At 36.6% G+C, this 19,836-nt stretch carries 20 protein-coding genes and 4 pseudogenes; 5 read left to right on the plus strand and 19 right to left on the minus strand.

Annotation, left to right across the window (positions count from 1 at the left end):
• Positions 1–172: 172 nt before the first annotated feature.
• The 14 genes and pseudogenes from acnA to MHB40_RS13240 form a co-directional block, all read right to left on the minus strand.
• Positions 173–2,878 carry an aconitate hydratase AcnA gene (gene acnA, locus MHB40_RS13175; RefSeq protein WP_205443747.1) on the minus strand — a complete coding sequence of 902 codons (2,706 nt, stop codon included), beginning with the start codon at positions 2,876–2,878 and terminating at the stop codon, positions 173–175.
• 655 nt (positions 2,879–3,533) lie between these two features.
• Positions 3,534–3,755 carry a hypothetical protein gene (locus tag MHB40_RS13180; protein WP_342440647.1) on the minus strand — a complete coding sequence of 74 codons (222 nt, stop codon included), beginning with the start codon at positions 3,753–3,755 and terminating at the stop codon, positions 3,534–3,536.
• Between the two features lie 868 nt (positions 3,756–4,623).
• Complete coding sequence (locus MHB40_RS13185; protein WP_205443749.1) at positions 4,624–5,343, minus strand: peptidoglycan recognition family protein; 720 nt, start codon at positions 5,341–5,343, stop codon at positions 4,624–4,626.
• Positions 5,340–5,615: pseudogene (locus tag MHB40_RS13190) on the minus strand (phage holin). Before MHB40_RS13190 ends, MHB40_RS13185 begins: the two are co-directional and overlap by 4 nt.
• Complete coding sequence (locus MHB40_RS13195) at positions 5,616–5,888, minus strand: hypothetical protein (RefSeq protein WP_016994216.1); 273 nt, start codon at positions 5,886–5,888, stop codon at positions 5,616–5,618.
• 144 nt (positions 5,889–6,032) lie between these two features.
• Entirely contained in the window at positions 6,033–6,323 is a 291-nt protein-coding gene (locus tag MHB40_RS13200) for a hypothetical protein (protein WP_342532475.1), read from the minus strand.
• Positions 6,324–6,761: 438 nt separating this feature from the next.
• Complete coding sequence (locus MHB40_RS13205; protein WP_342440649.1) at positions 6,762–7,169, minus strand: hypothetical protein; 408 nt, start codon at positions 7,167–7,169, stop codon at positions 6,762–6,764.
• 254 nt (positions 7,170–7,423) lie between these two features.
• Entirely contained in the window at positions 7,424–7,567 is a 144-nt protein-coding gene (locus MHB40_RS13210) for a hypothetical protein (RefSeq protein ID WP_342440650.1), read from the minus strand.
• Positions 7,560–7,811, minus strand: a complete 252-nt coding sequence (locus MHB40_RS13215) for a hypothetical protein (protein ID WP_342440651.1) — start codon at positions 7,809–7,811, stop codon at positions 7,560–7,562. Before MHB40_RS13215 ends, MHB40_RS13210 begins: the two co-directional genes overlap by 8 nt.
• 27 nt (positions 7,812–7,838) lie before the next feature.
• A pseudogene (locus tag MHB40_RS13220) lies at positions 7,839–8,546 on the minus strand (transposase); the annotation flags it as partial.
• A gap of 322 nt (positions 8,547–8,868) precedes the next feature.
• The gene (locus MHB40_RS13225) at positions 8,869–10,092 is read right to left on the minus strand and encodes an IS110 family transposase (RefSeq protein WP_342440652.1); all 1,224 of its coding nucleotides are present in this window, start codon (positions 10,090–10,092) and stop codon (positions 8,869–8,871) included.
• Positions 10,093–10,365: 273 nt separating this feature from the next.
• Entirely contained in the window at positions 10,366–10,596 is a 231-nt protein-coding gene (locus MHB40_RS13230) for a hypothetical protein (protein WP_140423002.1), read from the minus strand.
• Between the two features lie 422 nt (positions 10,597–11,018).
• Positions 11,019–11,318, minus strand: a complete 300-nt coding sequence (locus MHB40_RS13235; RefSeq protein ID WP_342532476.1) for a hypothetical protein — start codon at positions 11,316–11,318, stop codon at positions 11,019–11,021.
• 346 nt (positions 11,319–11,664) lie between these two features.
• Complete coding sequence (locus tag MHB40_RS13240; RefSeq protein WP_342440654.1) at positions 11,665–12,078, minus strand: hypothetical protein; 414 nt, start codon at positions 12,076–12,078, stop codon at positions 11,665–11,667.
• A 32-nt stretch (positions 12,079–12,110) separates the two neighbouring features.
• Here MHB40_RS13240 and MHB40_RS13245 point away from each other — a divergent pair.
• The 4 genes and pseudogenes from MHB40_RS13245 to MHB40_RS13260 form a co-directional block, all read left to right on the plus strand.
• Positions 12,111–12,377: pseudogene (locus MHB40_RS13245) on the plus strand (Ig-like domain-containing protein); the annotation flags it as partial.
• Between the two features lie 90 nt (positions 12,378–12,467).
• Entirely contained in the window at positions 12,468–12,764 is a 297-nt protein-coding gene (locus MHB40_RS13250) for a transposase (protein ID WP_342440655.1), read from the plus strand.
• A gap of 23 nt (positions 12,765–12,787) precedes the next feature.
• Complete coding sequence (locus MHB40_RS13255; protein WP_342440656.1) at positions 12,788–12,976, plus strand: hypothetical protein; 189 nt, start codon at positions 12,788–12,790, stop codon at positions 12,974–12,976.
• A 267-nt stretch (positions 12,977–13,243) separates the two neighbouring features.
• The gene (locus MHB40_RS13260; RefSeq protein ID WP_281114900.1) at positions 13,244–13,411 is read left to right on the plus strand and encodes a hypothetical protein; all 168 of its coding nucleotides are present in this window, start codon (positions 13,244–13,246) and stop codon (positions 13,409–13,411) included.
• 856 nt (positions 13,412–14,267) lie between these two features.
• On the opposite strand, the gene MHB40_RS13265 is transcribed toward MHB40_RS13260, so the two are convergent.
• The gene (locus MHB40_RS13265) at positions 14,268–14,618 is read right to left on the minus strand and encodes a hypothetical protein (RefSeq protein WP_342440657.1); all 351 of its coding nucleotides are present in this window, start codon (positions 14,616–14,618) and stop codon (positions 14,268–14,270) included.
• 350 nt (positions 14,619–14,968) lie between these two features.
• Positions 14,969–15,109 carry a hypothetical protein gene (locus tag MHB40_RS13270; RefSeq protein WP_342440658.1) on the minus strand — a complete coding sequence of 47 codons (141 nt, stop codon included), beginning with the start codon at positions 15,107–15,109 and terminating at the stop codon, positions 14,969–14,971.
• 442 nt (positions 15,110–15,551) lie between these two features.
• On the opposite strand from MHB40_RS13270, the pseudogene MHB40_RS13275 reads away from it, so the two are divergent.
• Positions 15,552–16,664, plus strand: a pseudogene (locus MHB40_RS13275) (IS4 family transposase).
• A 483-nt stretch (positions 16,665–17,147) separates the two neighbouring features.
• On the opposite strand, the gene MHB40_RS13280 reads toward MHB40_RS13275, so the two are convergent.
• The 3 genes from MHB40_RS13280 to MHB40_RS13290 form a co-directional block, all read right to left on the minus strand.
• Complete coding sequence (locus MHB40_RS13280) at positions 17,148–17,309, minus strand: hypothetical protein (RefSeq protein ID WP_342440659.1); 162 nt, start codon at positions 17,307–17,309, stop codon at positions 17,148–17,150.
• A gap of 677 nt (positions 17,310–17,986) precedes the next feature.
• Positions 17,987–18,496: an immunoglobulin-like domain-containing protein gene (locus MHB40_RS13285; protein ID WP_342440661.1), complete on the minus strand. Its 510-nt coding sequence runs from the start codon at positions 18,494–18,496 to the stop codon at positions 17,987–17,989.
• A gap of 861 nt (positions 18,497–19,357) precedes the next feature.
• Positions 19,358–19,519, minus strand: coding sequence for a hypothetical protein (locus MHB40_RS13290; RefSeq protein ID WP_342532479.1), 162 nt, complete (start codon positions 19,517–19,519; stop codon positions 19,358–19,360).
• Between the last annotated feature and the right edge of the window lie 317 nt (positions 19,520–19,836).

Raw genomic sequence — 19,836 nt, forward strand, 5'->3', positions numbered from 1 at the left:
TAATTTTATCGAAAGGATGAGGAAAATGCTAGGTTAGTTGGAAATTAAATTATAATTATCCATTATATCCGTCATTTGGTTCGATTTATCCATATTTTGGCTACTTCTATCCATCACTTTCTCAAGAAATAAAAAAACCGACCTCCTAAGAGATCGGTTTTTATGGTGATGATTACTCAGCAGCTTTTGCGCGTAGAACCATTTGTAGGATACCACCGTGACGGTAGTAGTCTACTTCTACTTCTGAGTCGAAACGAGCTAAAGCTTGGAAAGTTTTAACTGTGCCGTCTTCAGATTTAGCAGTTACTGTTAAGATTTCACGTGGTTTTACGTTGTCAGTAATGTTAACAGAGATTTCTTCTTTACCAGTTAAGCCTAATGTATCAGCAGATTCACCTGGCATAAATTGAAGTGGAAGAACACCCATCATTACTAGGTTAGAACGGTGGATACGCTCGTAAGATTGTGCGATAACAGTTTTCACGCCAAGTAGGAATGTACCTTTCGCAGCCCAGTCACGAGAAGAACCCATACCGTAGTCGTTACCAGCAAGTACGACTAAGCCAGTACCTTGCTCTTGGTATTTCATACATGCGTCATAGATGTACTCTACTTCGCCTGTTGGCCAGTAAGTAGTGAATCCACCCTCTGTACCAGGAGCCACTTGGTTACGGATACGGATGTTTGCAAATGTACCACGCATCATTACTTCGTGGTTACCACGACGAGAACCGTAAGAGTTGAAGTCACGGATTGCAACACCGTTTTCAATTAAATATTTACCTGCAGGTGTATCTTTACCGATTGCACCAGCTGGAGAAATATGGTCAGTTGTGATTGAGTCACCAAACTTCGCCATAATGCGTAAGCCGTCTAAGCCTTTAATAGCTTCTGGCTCTTTTGCAAGACCTTGGAAGAATGGTGGGTTTTGGATGTAAGTTGATTTGTCATCAAATGTGTAAAGAGACTCAGTTGATGTTTCAATTGCATTCCATTTTTCGTTCGCTGTGAATACAGTTTCGTATTCTTTTTGGAATAACTCACGGTTAACAACAGTACCTAATACTGCGTTAACTTCTTCAGTTGAAGGCCAGATATCAGCGAAGAATACTTCGTTACCATCTTTGTCTTTACCGAATGAATCTTTTTGTAGATCGATATCCACTGTACCAGCAAGTGCATAAGCAACAACAAGTGGTGGAGAAGCTAAGTAGTTAGCTTTTACAAGTGGGTGTACACGACCTTCAAAGTTACGGTTACCAGAAAGAACTGAAGTTACGAATAAGTCATTTTCTTTAATTGCATCTTCGATTTCAGGTAATAATGGACCTGAGTTACCGATACATGTTGTACAACCGTAACCTACAGTGTTGAAACCGATTTGGTCAAGGTACGTTTGTAAACCTGAATCTTCAAGGTAACCAGTTACAACTTTAGAACCTGGTGCTAAAGAAGTTTTTACCCATTTCGGCACTGTAAGACCTTTTTCTACAGCTTTTTTCGCCACTAAGCCCGCAGCAATCAATACGTATGGGTTAGATGTGTTTGTACAAGAAGTGATGGCAGCAATTGCAACAGCACCTGTTGGAATTTCTACATCGCCTTCAGCGAATTTCGCTACAGAAGTTTTTGCGAATTCATCTTCTGTTAAACCGAAACCTTGTGTACCTTGTGGTGCCACTACTGCTTCTTTGTAACGAGAACGCATTTGAGATAGTGGAATTAAGTCTTGTGGACGTTTTGGACCAGAAAGGTTTGGTTCGATTTCAGCTAAGTTTACTTCTAAAACATCAGTGTAAACTGGCTCTAATGTTGGATTGAAGAACATGTGGTTCGCTTTTAAGTAAGCTTCTACAACCGCGATGTGCTCTTCGTCACGACCAGTTAAACGCATGTAGTTTAATGATTCTTCGTCGATTGCGAAGTAACCACATGTAGCACCATATTCAGGAGCCATGTTAGAAATTGTCGCACGGTCAGCTAGTGGTAATTTAGATACGCCAGGTCCGAAGAACTCAACGAATTTACCAACTACGCCACGTTGACGTAATACTTGTGTTACTTTTAATGCTAAGTCAGTAGCAGTTGTTCCGTTTGGAAGATCGCCAACTAATTTAACACCGATAACTTCTGGAATTGGGAAATATGAAGGCTGACCAAGCATACCTGCTTCAGCTTCGATACCACCTACGCCCCATCCAAGAACGCCGATACCGTTGATCATTGTTGTATGAGAGTCAGTACCTACTACTGAATCTGGGAATGTTTCGAATGTGCCATCAGCATTTTCGTTAACGTGTACAACTGGAGCTAAGTACTCTAAGTTTACTTGGTGAACGATACCTGTTGCTGGTGGTACAGCACGGAAGTTATTGTAAGCAGTTTGAGCCCATTTTAAGAAGTTATAACGCTCAGCGTTACGTTCGAATTCTAGGTCCATGTTTGCTTGTAATGCAGATGCATTACCGTATTTGTCAACTTGTACTGAGTGGTCAATTACAAGGTCAACTGGAATAGCAGGGTTGATTTTGCTTGGGTCGCCACCCATTTCCTTCATTGCAGAACGAAGAGATGCAAGGTCAACAACTACTGGTACACCAGTAAAGTCTTGTAATACAACGCGAGAAGGTTTGAATGGTACTTCTGCTTCTGGGTCAGCACCGTTACCCCATTTTGCTAATTCGTTTACGTGTTCTTCTTTAATTACATACGCATCATATTGACGTAAAACAGATTCTAATAATACTTTAATTGAATAAGGAAGGTTTGAAACTTTTGCAACGCCAGCTTTTTCAATCGCAGCTAAATCATAGTAATTGTAAGTTTTACCATTCACTTCGAATGATGCACGGCTGTTGTGTAAATTACCTTGTGCCATTTGCGGATCCCCCTAATATATATCTTTTTGAAAAGGCTTTAAAAATGTGTAGCATCTTTTCTCCAATACCCATGATAGCGCATTTATATTCATAAGTAAATTACATTAATATTATCTTTTTTGATAAGCATAACTTATGACCTTGGTTTCTATCCTGATATTTTTAATTTTTTGATGTGCATAATATCAAGGTTTTGTATTAATGAGGGTTTCTATACCTGTCTAACGAAGCATATCTAAGTGTATTTAACTGGGGTACTTTTTGGGGCACTCGCTGGGGCACCTGTAACTTTTTTTAAAATGGTGCCCCAGTTCGTAAAATGTAGATAAAGAAGGTTTGGACAGGTACTATTTTATAAGGAAAGAACGATATAAATTCCCTTAAAGTTAATATTATTTCTTTGCCACAGTTTGCGGCATTTTTATTTTGATTTTTTACTATACAAACAATTTTCTACTATATTAAAATATTTTTATAATGGTACCTTCTAGTGGTTCATCTTGTTTGAAAATGCTAAAGATTTTTGTTTGCTTTCTCTCATTGCTTCAGTAATGATTTTGAAATTTCTTCTAAATCAAATTCATCACGTTCCATGTGTTTGGGCTCTTTTTTCTTTATTGGTATTTTTATTATAGGCTATCATATTTGACAGCTTTAAAATCTTTCTTTGAAATTAATACTTATAATATTTTCATCTCTTTGGATCATTCTGATTACGTTGTAACCCTGTGCTCTTAAAAGGTTTAGAGCAACATCATCTGTTAGTGCTTCATGTTCACCGTGTGATAAATGTAAGCTTGATAAACCTATAATTGGTACATTATCGGGCTCACGTTTGAATAAAAAGCGTACTGGTACTATTACTTCATAGCTCATAATCTCCACCTCTTTTCACAAATATTTCTACATATAAGTTTAAAGACCCTTCCATTAAATCGAATATCAACTTTATTTCTATGTACAAAACATCCTGATTTTCCTAAAATGGTAAATAGTAGATAGGTATATTGAGGTGAATACAAATGAATAATTGTCCTAATTGTTTAGCTAGTAGTCCTTTTAAGAAAGTATATAGAGATGGTTTAGTATTTGTGAAATGTGAATATTGTAATACAATTTTTGAAGATACTTCAACGAGAAAAATGAGAGACGCGTCAGAGCGAGTACGAAAGGAAGTCCAAAACAAAGTCACAAACGAAGAAAACATTCGCGCAGCTGAAAAATTCGTTTGGGGTATAGTAGTTCTAATCATTATTTGAGTTATTATTGACGCAATGTTATGGAATAATTAATCACTACAATGCCCAGGCTCAAAATAATTTGAGTTTAGTGCTAAGATGGTAGACATAATATACCAAATACGGTACAGTAATTTTAGGTAAATTAATTTAATTTTACTTTGACACAGGAAGCACCTGGGGATAAGTCATCTTTATGATGGCTTTATCCTCAGGTGCTTTTTCATTTGAAAGGAGGTGAAAAATATGCTAGGATTTCTTAAATTATCAGTCTTAGCTTCAATCTTTATATTGGTATCTGCATTAGGGTTAATTTTCCTATGTAACAATTTCATTAGATTTAGAAAGAACAGATACTATGACTTACGATTAAAGTTATACTGGGCTGGAGCTATTGTAATTACTATTGGATTAACATTTCTTTTTACCCATTAAAAAACATTGCCCGATAAGACAATACTATCGGGCATGATTTTCTTTCCTATTGTTAAAAAATCTATACCATATTATCGTTGAGAAATAATAATTTTCAAACCTTCAAAATCGCCACTTGTCATCGTACCTTGGTCGAATTTATCAAGCCATGACTTATCGATTTTCTTTTTATCAACTGCTTGTTTAATGTAGTCACGTACAGCAGCTTTAGTTGTATCGTTTGTGAATTTCATTGTGTCATCATCCTCCTTAACTATATGTTGTGGTTTGTCCAAGCCATTCAGAATATCCAACTTGAATTGTTTCTCTGTAATCCCCATGCTTGCTAAATAATCATAAGGATCTATATGCGTTGTTCCTTTAAGATTTTCTGTAATCCATCGATGTGACTTGATACCATTACCACTGCCATCAAGTACAACAGGTATTCCAGCCTCTATAGCTAGTTCACGTAACAGCCAAATATAAGCAGCATAATCCTTTTTAAATTGTTCTTTATCATCGGTACGAGCCAACTCAACTTGTGCATAGCTGAGTGGATTCCCCTTAGGACCACAACCGTATTGCACACGATTAACTGGCGCAATTTGCACGATTCGTCCACCACCGCCTACCCAGTGAGACGTAAATGCATTAGCTTTATTTCGGATCATATACGCAATTTCATTTTCTAATGCATCAGGACCGCAATTTTTTGGATTTCCTGACTCATGAGCAATTACATACTTAACAGCTTCTAATCGTGTGTTTGGTAATCCAGACATTAAGCGTTTTTCAATTTGATAAGTCATTTTGCACCACCCGTTGGCTTGTCATATTTTAAAGCTCTTTCACTATCGTTTATACCTGGTGTTGTTGGATCGTGTACGATTCCGATTAACGCGAGAATAGTCAGTACTGTCTCGACTACGTTCGTTACCTGCGCACTAACAAGTGTAATGTCTGCGCCTCATATTGAAGCAATTTGTTGTGCTAGGACGATAATAAGCGCCCATAGAGATAATAAAAACGTTTTATTTTTAAAGCGTACTTTCCAGTTAATTTTCATGTGTAATTCCTCCATTTATAGTTTCATGAAATTTAGTACAAGTGCAATGACTGCCACTGCCCAGCCACCCCAGTTCTGAATGGCTTCAAGTACCTTGTTTTTACCTATGGATACAGCTTCAATTTGCACCATCAATTCTTTCACTTGATCAACCTCAAGTTTTAATCCTTGGTACTCTTCACGCAATCCATTGTACTGTTTAATCAAATTACGAGTTTCTTGCATTTCTCCGCGTAATGCATTTATTTGTTCGAACAATTCTTTATTCGAATACCATTCTTCGCCCATCTTGGCCACCTGCCTCACAAATAAAAATAGCACTGCTCGGTACAGTGCATCACTTAGATCTTGTTGTATATAAACAACCCTCCACTAATGATTGTGGAAAGGCTTCATGAAAAAACCCCGCCTAAAGGCGAGGTTCTAATAAAACTAATTAAGAGTAATTTTATTTAAACTCCACGTTTCTGAAACAGCGTTATAAATTGCTTTATACACACTTTCTTCATCATTACTCTTTCTAGTACCAAAAGTGATATTGACTACTTCCAAACCCGGTTGGATTTCTAATGCTGCAAAATTAAAGCTATTGTAAATTAGAGTTGGATCTGGGCGGCTTTCATTAGGTATGAGTACTCCTTGCCAACCTAACACTTGAGCTTTAACAGGTTCTGAAAACACTACAGAAAAACCATTTGCATCATTAGTTTCGCCTATCACCACTAATGATTCTTGTTCGCTATTCTCGCCTTATACACATCAGTGTTTTATAACGAGCCTTCACCGTACAGGCGACTTTCATCGCATACGGCGATCCGTCAGCAAGAGATCTTCAAAACTTATTTCCCCTATCGTCATCATAATTACAAATATAAAGTTAATCAATAGAATCACGACAAGGTAAAGAAATCTTAACGTACCCTCTCATTATTCACTTCACCACCGATTGACTTTGTTAATAGTACTTCTTTCATTTTACTATCACCTATCCTTCGCCAATTTTTGTGTAAATAAAAAGCCATAAGGCGAATAGAAATTCAGTAATATGTTTCGTTGCCCATCTCGATTGCTCTCATAGCAAAAAAATACATAAAAAATAACACTGCTCACCACGAAAGTGAAAAGCAAAAAGAAACCTCACCAAAAGGTGAGGCCTTAAAATTACTCATTAATAAATACTCGGTTATTACGTGTAGTATCTACATTTAAGTTGATATAATATTTTTCGTTTGGATTTGAAAAACTTTGAACTACAACAACGAAATTATCCTGTGCAAAAATTGATAAATCGCTGTCAACATTCACATCAAATGTAAGTGTATGTTCATTCTTAACTGTTACAGTAACACCCTCATTAGGTCCTGTAAAATTGAGTACTCCATCAAAACCTGTTTCAGCTCCATTAAACTCTACATAGACAATATAATCTGCCCCACCAATAGGAGTTTCTTTAAAAACCTCTGTTGACATAAATCGAGTTGCTGTATTTCCATAAGTTCTATATATTGCTTGATTAGGTCCTATTGCCTCTGTGAGTGTTTTTTTGTTTCCTATAACAGTGAAGTTCACTTCGTTTGATGTCCAATCAACTTTATTTACAAATACCGGTCCGCTATTCTCGTCTTATACCTATTGGTTTTATAACGAGCCTTCACCGTACAGGCGACTTTCATCGCATACGGCGATCCGTCAGCAGTAGATCTTCAAAACTTATTTCCCCTATCGTCATCATAATTACAAATATAAAGTTAATCAATAGAATCACGACAAGGTAAAGAAATCTTAACGTACCCATTCATTTAGACAATAAAAATAACGCTAAGCTATACTTGCGTTTCTCCTTCGTCTAGCTTCTTATAAACAACATCACGTAAATTAGATAAATTAGGTACTTGCTCACGCTTGTCAGGATTCGCTTTTACAAAATTGCACCAAATTCCGACTAAGCCGCTGTTTTCATTAAACATTACTGTCACCTCCTGGTAGTGACATAGCAATCAATGTGGAGAGCTCCATAATGGCATTCTCTTGTCCTTCTAGACGTTGTTCTTGCATTGCCATATAAGATGACATTTCCATCATGCTACCGAGTATCAATTTATTTTCTTGCTCTAATCGAGTAACCTTTTCCTCTGCCGTTTCCTCCACTCCGAATTTTTTCATTGCATCCATAGTTCCGTCTGGATTATGTACTTTGTGCTCAAATGGCATTTAGTCAACTGTCCCTGATATCCGTGCTTGCTTTGGGAATTTTCGTTCGGCTCTTAAAGCTTTTCGTTCAGCTACATCTGATGAATCCGCCATTTTTTGATCATACTCGGTAATCACTTCGTCTACTTTTTCTACCATCTGGGCGAGCTCTTCTACTGCTAATTCTTCTACATTTTCTCGTTCAATTTCGGGTATAATTTCTTTTTCGAGTAGCTCATTGTATAACTGGTTTGATTTTTCAATTAATCCGTTATGATATTTCTCGATGGATTTTTTCCACACGAAAGTAAATTTGTTCGCATTGGCCTCGATCTTTGTTCCATCAATAAAAATAGCTTCCTGATCAATTAATTCTTCTTGGACCAACTGGCAACGGAATTGGACGAAACATTGGCGGATCAACTCTTTCATTTCTGGTTGAACACGGAAACGGTTGATCGTGCGGTAGCTTGGTTCATACCCTTGAGCTAGCCACATCATCCGAAGGCTATCTTTTAATAGAGCTTCAATTTTACGCCCTGAAAAGACAGATTGTGTATAAGCACATAAGATAATTTTAAGCATCATGCGTGGATGGTAGGCGTGACAGCCTTCATTTCGAAGGAATGGTTCAAACGCTTCAGGCGAGATACTTTCAACTAAATGGTGGACATGGAAGGCAATATCATTTTTTTGTAATGTTACTTCTAAATCTAAAGGCAAAACTAATTGATTCATGTTATAATTTTTAAACATAAGGATCCTTCTTTCTGTATAATTTTGTTGTGGTGACTTAATTTTATCAGAAGTGATCCTTATTTTTTTATGAAAAAAGTTAAAGCCTGTGAAATTTTACTGATCGTAAAATTTCACAGGCTTTTGGATTTAGAGGTGGGTTTTGTCCCAGCCTCTTCTTACGATTAGTCAACTTTATTTAATGAATAATTTATATTTTTATGAGTGTGAAGTGGTGAGGGATATCCCTCATCACTTCACACTCATTTTTAGATACGCCAAAAAGACCTGACGATTTTTATTTTTTTCGAAAGGTCATTATGATATAGTTCTATGTAGGTGATTACGATTTCTGAGCTGGTAGTGCGGACTCATAATCGTAAAGAATGCCACGCGTCAGTAACTGAAATGTCACTTTCAGAAACTTATTGATGCAGGCGATGATCGCAACCTTATGAGGCTTCCTCTGAGGTTGCTTTTTTAATTTGTAGTAATAGTCCACAAAATGATTCGGTTTTCCTTTAGCCATAAGCATTGCGCACACCATAAAATATAAAATCTTTCGTAAATGTTTGTTTCCTCGTTTATTAATTCTGTCTCGATATTGCATATTCCCAGACTGGTACCGCATAATATCAATGCCTGCGTAAGCGTTCAGTTGTTTCGCATTTTGAAAGCGGTGGATGTCACCAATCTCTCCAATTAATCGGCACGCCGTTGAATCGCCAATTCCAGGAATCGATCGAAATACTAGATATTCTTTTCGTCCTTCCGACAATTCCACCATCTGTTTCACAAGCGTATCTTTCTTCTCTTGTAAATCCGCAATGCGAGCTGCGTAATCTCGTGCTTGATCACAACGAATATCTGTTGGTTTAATCGCGGGGTAACTATTTTCAGCTGCTTCTAATAATGTAATAGCTTTAGCCTCCGCACGCATTAGCGAGAGGTTTTTTCGCGTATTGGCCTTTAAACGATTTTTAATCATCGTTTTTGAATGGGCTTGTAAAAGTGCGGGGTGTGGATAGAGTTGTACAATATTTAAAAATAGTGCTGAACTCGGTGTAATCAGCTTTTCTAATTCTGGAAAACTCAGCTGTAAAATGGCATGCATTCTACTTTTGAGTAAAATGATTTCTTCATCAATTTCATCGTAGTAACGAGTCAGTGCACGCATCTGTTCATAATAATCGTCTTGTATGTACGTTATTTCGCGTTCCATTTTAAAATGAGTCTTCGCAAGTTCATGGGCATCACTAATATCGGTTTTATGACGACGCATCGTTGCCATCTGTAAATTCGCTTCAAGTGGATTCATGCGGCAGTATGCGTAGCCGTAATCTTTGAAAAATGCTTCGATAGGTTTTGAATAGGTACCTGTTGCTTCAAATACGATAGCTGGTGCTTGTCCATCTTGTTTTGACATCTCTACTATTCGTTCGTGTAATCGCTCAAAATCACCGCGTGTATGAAGTAGCACACCTTCGAATTCACATTGGCGGTGACCATCATAAATCGCAACAGTACTTTTTCCTTTACTGACATCTAACGCAATGACATGTTTCATCTCATTCTTCTCCTTTTGACCAATCATAGAAGCCTTCACAGTACCTTATCGATTCCACTTTCTTATACACGATCTCTTGGACCCAACATACTAAACTGATTCATATAAGGGCATGAAGTTAGCCGGTTTAATATACGGACTCACAAATGGTCCCAGAGGCTGGTCGGCTTTTCTTCACTTCTACTATAAAAAAATAGTAGCACAAACCATGGCCTTGGTTTGTACTACTAATGTTAGTATGTTTAAGGTATTTCAAGTTCTTTTGAATTTCTATCAATTAAAAATAAAGGTCCAAGTTATAGTGCCAGATGCCCCATTGCTACCAGTGTAAGTAAAAGTAATATCGACCGTTCCAGTTGATACTTTGTTCACATCCAAATACACATGTCCAGAAGGATTTGGTCCCCAAATGGATACCGTAGCAACGCCAGGGTCACTACTAACAGGATTTGAATAAGTTGCTGTTGTTCCATTAGAACCAGGTAATGCAACTGTTAAATTCACATTCGTATAGGATGCAAATGGCCCATGTACAGATTCGTCTTCGAATGGTGGTGAGATAATTACATTTGGTACGCTATTCTCGTCTTATACCTTCTCTTTATTTGGCTTTATAACGAGCCTTCACCGCACGGGCGACTTTCATCGCATACGGCGATCCGTCAGCGATAGATCTTTAAAATTTATTTCCCCAGTTCTAGTATATTCTATCAACATTAAAATTAGGTTAAAATATTTTCGACATAAAAATTAATGTAACCATGAGAAGCATCGAAATTCAGTAACACGTAACTGTTGCCCCTCTCGAGTGCTCTCATAACGTATAATAATAACCCTCCATAATCAGTATGAAAAGCAATATAAAAAACACTCTCTTGTGAAAGTGCAAAAAGAAACCATCTAATCTAAAGGTGAAGTTAAAAAAACTAAAATGGTATTACTGTAATTGTGTATTGCTTTAAATCACCGTTTTCAGCAGTAACTTCTAACACATTGTTAATAGTTAAAGTGTCTGTAGGAGATCTCGGTGTATTACTCCCAGTAGTACTTTCTCCTGCACTAAACACTTTTAATGTTTGTGCAGTGTGACCTTTTAATATGTAATCTAAAAATGCCTGAACCTGCATTGTCGTTGTAATTGCCATAACGCTACCTGAAATAGTTCCATTTATATTATCGATGTTATATGCTGGTCCCATACCAGGAAACATTACAGGTGGTGTCATTACCATATTTGAATATACAGTGACTGTGCTATCTAATGTCACGCTATTCTCGTCTTATCCTTTTCTCTATCTTAGGTTTATAACGAGCCTTAAACGTACAGGTCACTTTCATGGCATACGGCGATCCGTCAGCCATAGACTTAAATTTAATTCCCAAATGCTAGTATATTCTTTCTACGTTAAATTTAGGTTAAAAATATTTTTGACATAAAAAATAACGTAACTATGAGAGCATCTTGGTTCAGTACATTGTATTGTTGCCAATCTCGGTTGGTCTCACAGCATAAGAAAAGCACCCTTGAGTAAGAGTGCAAAAGAAACCCCATCAAAAGGTGAGGCTTTAAAATTACCCATTAATAAATATTCGGTTATTACGTGTAGTATCTACATTTAAATTGATATGATATTTTTTGTTTGGATTTGAAATACTTTGAACTACAACAGCGAAATTATCTTGTGCAAAAGTTGCAAAATTGTTGTCAACATTCACATCAAATGTAAGTGTATGTTCATTCTTAACCGTTACAGTAACACCCTCATTAGGCCCAGTGAAATAGGATGCACCATCAAATCCTGATTCAGCCCCATCAAACTCGACATAAACAATATAATCCGTTCCACCAATTGAAGTTTCTTTATAAACCTCTTCTGAGTTGAAACGTTTAATAGTATTTCCATACGTTCTATATACTGCCTGTTCAGGTGCTATTGCCTCATTAAGCGTTATTTTGTTTCCAATAACAGTGTAGAGGGCTTTCATCTTGGGAATCACAACATTATGTTGAGTTAAATAAAGGATTTACAATTTCCTTCAATTCAAATATTGATATTTCTACTATTTTGGAAATTAATATTTACATTAAAAGTGTGTATGGAGAAAGCATACCTTTAAAGTTCATCACCGATAGAGATTCAGATATGCAGACAAGCAAAGTTACAATTGCACCCGTAGGAAGTTATAGCCCAGAAAGCACTTATACGCTATATATAAAAGATATTATTTCTAAAGATGGTCAAATTTTGAATGAAAATGTAAAAATGCAGTTTACAACAAAATAAACAACAATGATATTATCCCCTTTAATTAGACAATGTTAAAAAATCTACAGTACGCTGTAGATAAACATTTTACGAAAAGGGAATTTTTCTGTGTCGAGAAAAAATAATACGTATTCAAATGAATTGAAGTTAGAGATTGTACAAGCTTATTTAACTGGCAATGAAAGTATTGCGGATCGATATGAGATTCGTAATGTGTCTCAAGTAAAAGCTTGGGTGAAGAAATATAAAGAAGTAGGATCAATCGAAGCCTTTAATCGTATCACAGCTACAGGTTCTGGCGCGAAAGGTGTGAAAAATCAATTAAAAGGAAAACGTGTCCACTTTAAAAATGGCGTAGAAGAACGTGATTACTATAAGGCACAGGTCGAATACTTAAAAAAGTAGTATCCAAATCTGTAAATGGAGGAATGCCTACTTATCCAGATCGTTATCGAATTATTGAAGAAATGAAAGATCGCTATCCCATTACGAAGCTTACTGAAATGGCAAAGTTGGAACGTTCAGGCTACTATAAGTGGCTTAAAAATGGCAAGATATCGTTACGTAAACGTGATGATATTGTTTTAATAGAATATCGACACCAGATGGCTGCATAGTTTTTTTAAGCTGTCTACTTGACAGGGGTAAGTCCAGAAGGCAATGATTAATAAAGTTTCTTTGTAAGAAAAAACCCCACCTAATTAAATGTGAGGTTTATCTTATACAGATCTAAATAAAATCTCTATGTCTTAACATGTTAATTTAAATCTTTAGGACCAGTTGATGAATTAGAGTTCATAGGAGTACCATGTACATTAAATATAGTATTTTCCCCAGCCACACTAATTATTATTTGATCATTCTCATCAGGCGTTCCTGTCAGAGTGAAGAAAACACGAACTTCTGATTCGCCACCTGTTAGTGGAGTACCTTCATTTGGCTTCTCTACATGGGTAATAGTAATTCCTGTAATACTTCCATCGCCACCATTATTATACGTAGCTACTAAATCATTACTATCTATCGGTGTAAGTCCATCACTGGCACCGTAGACTCCTTCGCTAAAGTAAAGGCGTAAATTACCAGTAGACTGTCCAGTCCCATGAAATACAATTGCAAAAGTGATTTCAACATTGCTATTCTCGTCTTATACCATAAGGCTTTATAACGAGCCTTCACCGCACGAGCGACTTTCATCGCATACGGCGATCCGTCAGCGTTAGATCTTTATACTTATTTCCCCTACCCCATCATAATTACAAATTTAAAGTTAATCAATAGAATCACGACAAGATAAAGAAATCTTAACGTACCCTTTCATTATTCACTTCACCACCGAATGACTTTGTTCCAAGTACTTCATTATTACCGCCCCCTATCCTTTGCCCTTTTTTCATGAGAAGCATTGAGAATCAGTAGCCCTTCTCCATAGCTCTCATAGTTTGATTACATTTGAAATTAATTTAAAATTTCTTTCTAAAGTATATAGGGATAACCTTCTAGAAGATGTTCAACCCAAATATTCACAAAAAGATATAATTTTTCATAAAACAAGATCAAGAAACGGACATATTGGACTTAATCCAATAACATCCAAAGTACTATAGCTTTAATGAACACCTAAAAACGCCAGTTATTCGATTAACTTGGCTTTTTAATAATCTGGCTTAGTGATTTCATTGTACTGTTGAGGTGTAATCACGCCAAACGGATTGGCCCCGTTTTAACTGCAATTCGTAGTTGTTCAGCTGTTACCCACTTAAACATGAATGCAATTTGCCGAAATTCCATTACTTCCCACCACTTTTCCATTGAAATGACATCTAATTTTAGTTGTATAAGCTGTGAGCCAAGGTTGTGGAAGGCAAAAATAAACCCCACCTAATTTAAAGGTGAGGTTTAAAAAAACTAATTTGGTATTACTGTAATTGTGTATTGCTTTAAATCACCGTTTTCAGCAGTTACTTCTAACACATCGTTAATAGTTAAAGTGGCTGTAAGAGATTTCGGTGTATTACCCCCAGCAGTACTTTCTCCTGCACTAAATACTTTTAAAGTTTGTGCAGTGTGCCCTTTTAATAGGTAACTTAAAAATGCCTGAACCTGCATTGACGTTGTAATCACCATACCGCTACCTGAAATAGTTCCATTTATATTATCGATGTTAAATGCTGGTCCCATACCAGGAAGCATTACAGGTGGTACAGGTGGTGTCATTACCATAATTGAAGATACAGTGACTGTGCTATCTAATGTCATGCTATTCTCGTCTTATTCTTTACACTAACTTAGGTTTATAACGAGCCTTCACCGTACAGGCGACTTTCATCGCATACGGCGATCCGTCAGCGTTAGATCTTAATACTTATTTCCCCTATCGTCATCATATTTCCAAATAAATAGTTAATCAATAGAATCACGACAAGGTAAAGAAATCTTAACCTTTTACAATAAAAATAGCACTATTTGATACAGTGAGTTTCTAGATCTTGAAGCATATAAACATTGCCGCACACATATCTGTGGAATGCTTTAATTTCAATATATTCACTGTAAGTATAATATCAAAGAATACCGACGCCATTTGGTTTTACTAGATATAAATAGACTTATGTTGAACTTCCAGCAGCTTCTTCAATAAATAAAGCCAATCCATAATTAGTAACTTCCGTTAAACCAGTAAATTCAATTTCACTGATTTTATCACCTATTATAGCTTTATTCCCTGAACTTAATGCAATCATTAACATTAAAATCTTTCCCTTGTTTAACTAAGTCTATATGCGGTGCTTCCATACCAGGTGGTATAAGTACATAGTAAAGTGTTACATTTTAATCTACTTTAACATTTTATTGAAACGAAAAAGGTGTAGACGGTGGTGGAATGATACCAAAGTTAGGAATATCAATTATTGGTGCAGTTACATCTACTGTTGGTTTGCTATACTCGTCTTACACACATATGTGCTTGCGGATTCGAACCTTCACAGTACAAGCGACTTTCATCGCATACGGCAACTCATCACTAAAGATTTTAAACACTTATCTCCCCAATAAAGAACACACCACAATTTTCTGTTAATTTCCCACGTCTGTTGATTAACTAGTTTTTACCATTAAAATCTAATAAAAAAGAGAGATTCCATGTAAAATGTAAGTTACCACACAAACTTTTACGAGGAGGAATCTCTCATGGCTAAGAATACCACGATTTTCACACTACTTCAAAACTTTATTTCACAAGAAGAAATCAATGGGATTCTAGCTGATCTTCAGTTTGAAGATACGGCTCGTAAATGTGATGTACCAACGCTTTTAAACTACTTGGTTGGCGCTGCTACATTTGAATGGAAAAGTTTACGCTACGCTGCGGATGTTGCACCAGTGCAAGGCTTGAAATCAGTGGATTATTCCACATTTTCAAAACGTTTAGGCGAACTAAATTATCTCATCGTCAAACGTATTTTTGAGCTGATTGTCAGCCGATTAAACTGAGCTGCGAGACGCTCACTTAAACTAAAAAAAGAGCTACTGGCGATTGATTCAACAACGATTACTGTCGGGAAAAATCGTTTACCTTGGGCGCTGTATCACGGTGAACGTTCAGGTATTAAACTACATGTCAGCTTCACCAATCAAACAGGAATGCCCCTTCAAATCGTTGAAACAACAGGCCTAAAGCACGATGGTCCTCTTGGTGTCGAGCTGGAAGATAAGCGATTTATTTTAGTAGCGGACCGTGCTTATTTTTCCATTGATAAAGTCGATCGTTATACGACAACAAAACAAGATTTCGTCATTCGTTTAAAGGATAATATTCAATTAAATCGCAAAAAATCGTTAAAAAGAGCAGCCGTTGAAGGGTCAAATATCGTTGGTGATTTCACTTGTACACTCGGTACTGCTCAAAAGCAAACAACGGAACGCCACCGTGTTGTCGAGTTCATCGATTACGAAGGTGCGATTGTACGCGTTGTCACAAATCTTCGTGATGTAACGGCCGAAGAAATCGCCGACATGTACAAGGAACGCTGGGCGATTGAGTCATTCTTTCGCTGGATTAAACAAAATTTAAATGTGCCAGTGCTATTTGGAACGACTAAAAATGCGGTATTTAGCCAACTTTTTTCAGCGTTAATTGCCTATGTGTTACTAAAATTTCTTCATACAGAAGGACACAAGAAAAACAACTGCAGACGCTTATCTTTCGCTGGTTTTACACGCCAGCTTCTTTGCGATACCCTGCCAATTGAATGGCATATCGGTATCAAAGAAATACTCGCCTTTTATTGGAGGCTGAACTAAGTAAATACTGGATGATTTTGGTTAATCAACACGTGTGTTAATTTCCATATTTATTAGACAAAAAAGGTAAATCTAAGACAGCGCATCCATTTCACGCCTAATTTTACTGATTAAGGTCGGTTTATCATTTCAAACACACCCCTCCCCCTCTATTTTTCGCATCCCGTACTCACAAATCACTTTAGCTTCCGTAATTCGTGTATCTATTGTGACACCACAACTTTTATCTCGTACCGTGACCATCTCACTCACGCTGGAGTCTTCATCAATTACTAAACGGGATGTAGTCATTATCTGTCCATCGAGATATACTTCTTGAGCATGTTCAGCAAGGTTTTTTCCCTCTCTTCTCTAAATCCGCAATAACTTTAATAGCTGGACGTGGGTTTCCGTCATCGTCATCCTCCGATATGTCCCTAGCATCAACTAACATTTCATAGAGATCAGCACCCACTGCATCACCTATAGAGATTATTCTTCTCTCTACACAACAGCGAAGTTCTTGTATTCTAGATCACTTTCAGTATATTCAAGTGATTCAATCGTTTCAAACTCTGCACTGAAGATGGCTTGTGGTAGTCCAGTCCGATTGGCTACGAAATTTCTTCCTTCTTGTCTAACGAATACGAATTGTTTATTATGCAAACTAGCTCTATATTCCACCCTAGTCCATGAAGCTCTATTCTTTGAACTTTTCATTTAAAGGACTGTAGCGTGCTTTCTTTTCGAGTGGAGTGCGTCTATTTACCCTTTGTCAGCTGCAGGTACCGATTAATTTGAAGCTCTAACTCTCCTATATCAGACCATGAGATGCTTATTTGGTCTGACGTAAAACGTTCAACTTTACCTAGTAACTTAAAATAGTTCTTAGTGGGATGTTTTGCAAGAGTTCACTTTCTCTTGCATAATAAAAAGCACCCTTATTCGAGAGTGCTCAATCGTTTTTAACTGGTTCTTTTCCAACGAACATAAATGATTTTACTGTCCATCCTGTATTAACAAAAATATCAGTTGCTACTAGCGTTGACATTTGGATGGATAAAATTCTTACTAACTTTCCAAAAAATTAAAGTTCCTGTTTTTTCTTTTTTCACATAAATGTAGCCGCATTTTAAATGGACTTTTTCATCAATCATCTACATTACTCCTTTATTTATCTTTCGACAATAGAAATGATTATCCTATCAACAATTGCAAAATAAAAGCCCTCCACTTACCCGTGGAAGGCATAATTATTTGATATTTAATTTTTAATTATTTATTGCATATTTTTTACTAATGTGCCATAAGGAACTTTACCGAAATGGTGAGGTAAAAGAAAATTAATTAGTTCCTTTTACAGTAAAATTAGTTGATACTGTATAGTGTTCGTACCCATGTTCCATCAAAAAAGTTAATGTCACAATTGTATCAACAGCCGGGCGAGTGACAATACCTGAGTCAGATATAATTCCTGGATTACTAGATGTCCAGGTGAATGTAGAACCGTTGATAGTACCCACAGATGGTAATGTGAGGTCTTGGGTAATGCTAGTTCTGCTATCACCAGGCGATAATAAAATTTTTGCGGCGTTTAAATCTTCCATTATCTCATTCCAGTCTTCAATTATCGCATCAATAATATTAGTAAATGTTGATTGAATAGCATTGTGATCTACATAACCAGCACCTTTGTTATCAATCATATATTGAGCAACAATCTCTAACTCATAATCTTCAAGATTTGAATACATAGCATGCTGCAAATTAAGAACTTGTAAATTTAGTGCATTTAACATATCGGGTATTGTTACTGCATCATTAACTTGTTGGACAGCTTCCTCTAACGTCATGCTATTCTCATCTTATCCTTTTTACTAACTTCGGTTTATAACGAGCCTTCACCGTACGAGCGACTTTCATCGCATACGGCGATCCGTCAGCGATAGATCTTTATACTTATTTCCCCTATCGTCATCATATTTCCAAATTAATAGCTAATCAATAGAATCACGACAAGGTAAAGAAATCTTAACCTTTTACAATAAAAATAGCACTGCTCGGCACAGTGCATTGCTGGAAATTGAAGTCACCCTACTAAAGGGTGAGGTTAGCAAAATTATACTAATGGAGTATGTATTAGATTAATGATATTGATTCCATTTTCTTGACTTGTTCTACTGTCATAAATGGGGATTGCCACATTACCATTACCTTTTAAAAAATTTATTAAGTCTTGAAAATCCTGATTTGAAACCTCTTAACCATTAGCTTTGTAACTAAAATGTTGACCAGTTTGTAAATAGGTAATGGTCGTATATCCCCCCTATGGCAGATGGCTGATCAGAAATATAAATGGCAGCCCATTCATGACCCACACCCCAACCTACCATATAACCTGTAGTACTTGTAACGCTATTCTCGTCTTATCCCTTTCTATCTTTCGGTTTATAACGAGCCTTCACCGTACAGGCGACTTTCATCGCATATGGTGATCCGTCAGCTTTAGATATTTATGCTTTTCTCCCCAAAAAAGAATATCAAGTGAAACTCTCAAAAAATCATAGGCATAACAAATAACGCCTAGCTATGTTATATATATAATTTTCTACATGAAAACACCCCACCTAATGGCGAAGTTTAACTAAACGAATTAATAAGTAATAATCACAATATTAGAATCACCATCTTTAATGCGACATGTTACAACTAACTTAATATGATAGGTAGTGCCAACCATCAATACGAACACCATAACTTAATTCTGTTAATATAGGGCTGATATACTTTACGTTATAATTAGGCCCATCAAATACAGCAACAAGTGTTGAAACAACCCAAGTTAATCCTCCATCGATTGATTGTTGTACCTTCATACTTGTTGAACCTATTGCAGGATTAAACTTGAAAGTTAATTCCTATGGTGATCCGTCAGCGTTAGATCTTTATATTTATTTCCCAACCGTCATCATAATTACAAATTTAAAGTTAATCAAGAGAACCACGACAGGGTAAAGAAATCTTAACGTACCCTTTCATTATTCACTTCACCACCGATTGACTTTGTTCCTAGTTATTCTTTCATTTTATCATCACCTATCCTTTGCTCATTTTTATGAAAATAAAAAGCCATGAGGCGAATCGAGAATCAGTAACTTGTACCGTTGCCCATCATAATTGCTTACATAGCATA

The organism is Lysinibacillus sp. FSL K6-0057, assembly GCF_038630885.1.
In the GTDB taxonomy this organism is placed as follows: domain Bacteria; phylum Bacillota; class Bacilli; order Bacillales_A; family Planococcaceae; genus Lysinibacillus; species Lysinibacillus fusiformis_F.

Excerpts from the sequence above, each read along its gene's own strand:
- MHB40_RS13240 (WP_342440654.1), bottom strand. The coding sequence starts at position 12,078 with ATGAAAGCCCTCTACACTGTTATTGGAAACAAAATAACGCTTAATGAG.
- MHB40_RS13290 (WP_342532479.1), bottom strand. The coding sequence starts at position 19,519 with ATGAAGGTACAACAATCAATCGATGGAGGATTAACTTGGGTTGTTTCA.
- MHB40_RS13225 (WP_342440652.1), bottom strand. The coding sequence starts at position 10,092 with ATGAAACATGTCATTGCGTTAGATGTCAGTAAAGGAAAAAGTACTGTT.
- MHB40_RS13265 (WP_342440657.1), bottom strand. The coding sequence starts at position 14,618 with ATGACATTAGATAGCACAGTCACTGTATCTTCAATTATGGTAATGACA.
- MHB40_RS13185 (WP_205443749.1), bottom strand. The coding sequence starts at position 5,343 with ATGACTTATCAAATTGAAAAACGCTTAATGTCTGGATTACCAAACACA.
- MHB40_RS13215 (WP_342440651.1), bottom strand. The coding sequence starts at position 7,811 with ATGCCATTTGAGCACAAAGTACATAATCCAGACGGAACTATGGATGCA.
- MHB40_RS13255 (WP_342440656.1), top strand. The coding sequence starts at position 12,788 with ATGCCTACTTATCCAGATCGTTATCGAATTATTGAAGAAATGAAAGAT.
- MHB40_RS13235 (WP_342532476.1), bottom strand. The coding sequence starts at position 11,318 with ATGACACCACCTGTAATGTTTCCTGGTATGGGACCAGCATATAACATC.
- MHB40_RS13270 (WP_342440658.1), bottom strand. The coding sequence starts at position 15,109 with ATGTTAATGATTGCATTAAGTTCAGGGAATAAAGCTATAATAGGTGAT.
- MHB40_RS13180 (WP_342440647.1), bottom strand. The coding sequence starts at position 3,755 with ATGAGCTATGAAGTAATAGTACCAGTACGCTTTTTATTCAAACGTGAG.
- acnA (WP_205443747.1), bottom strand. The coding sequence starts at position 2,878 with ATGGCACAAGGTAATTTACACAACAGCCGTGCATCATTCGAAGTGAAT.
- MHB40_RS13285 (WP_342440661.1), bottom strand. The coding sequence starts at position 18,496 with ATGACGTTAGAGGAAGCTGTCCAACAAGTTAATGATGCAGTAACAATA.
- MHB40_RS13210 (WP_342440650.1), bottom strand. The coding sequence starts at position 7,567 with ATGTTTAATGAAAACAGCGGCTTAGTCGGAATTTGGTGCAATTTTGTA.
- MHB40_RS13195 (WP_016994216.1), bottom strand. The coding sequence starts at position 5,888 with ATGGGCGAAGAATGGTATTCGAATAAAGAATTGTTCGAACAAATAAAT.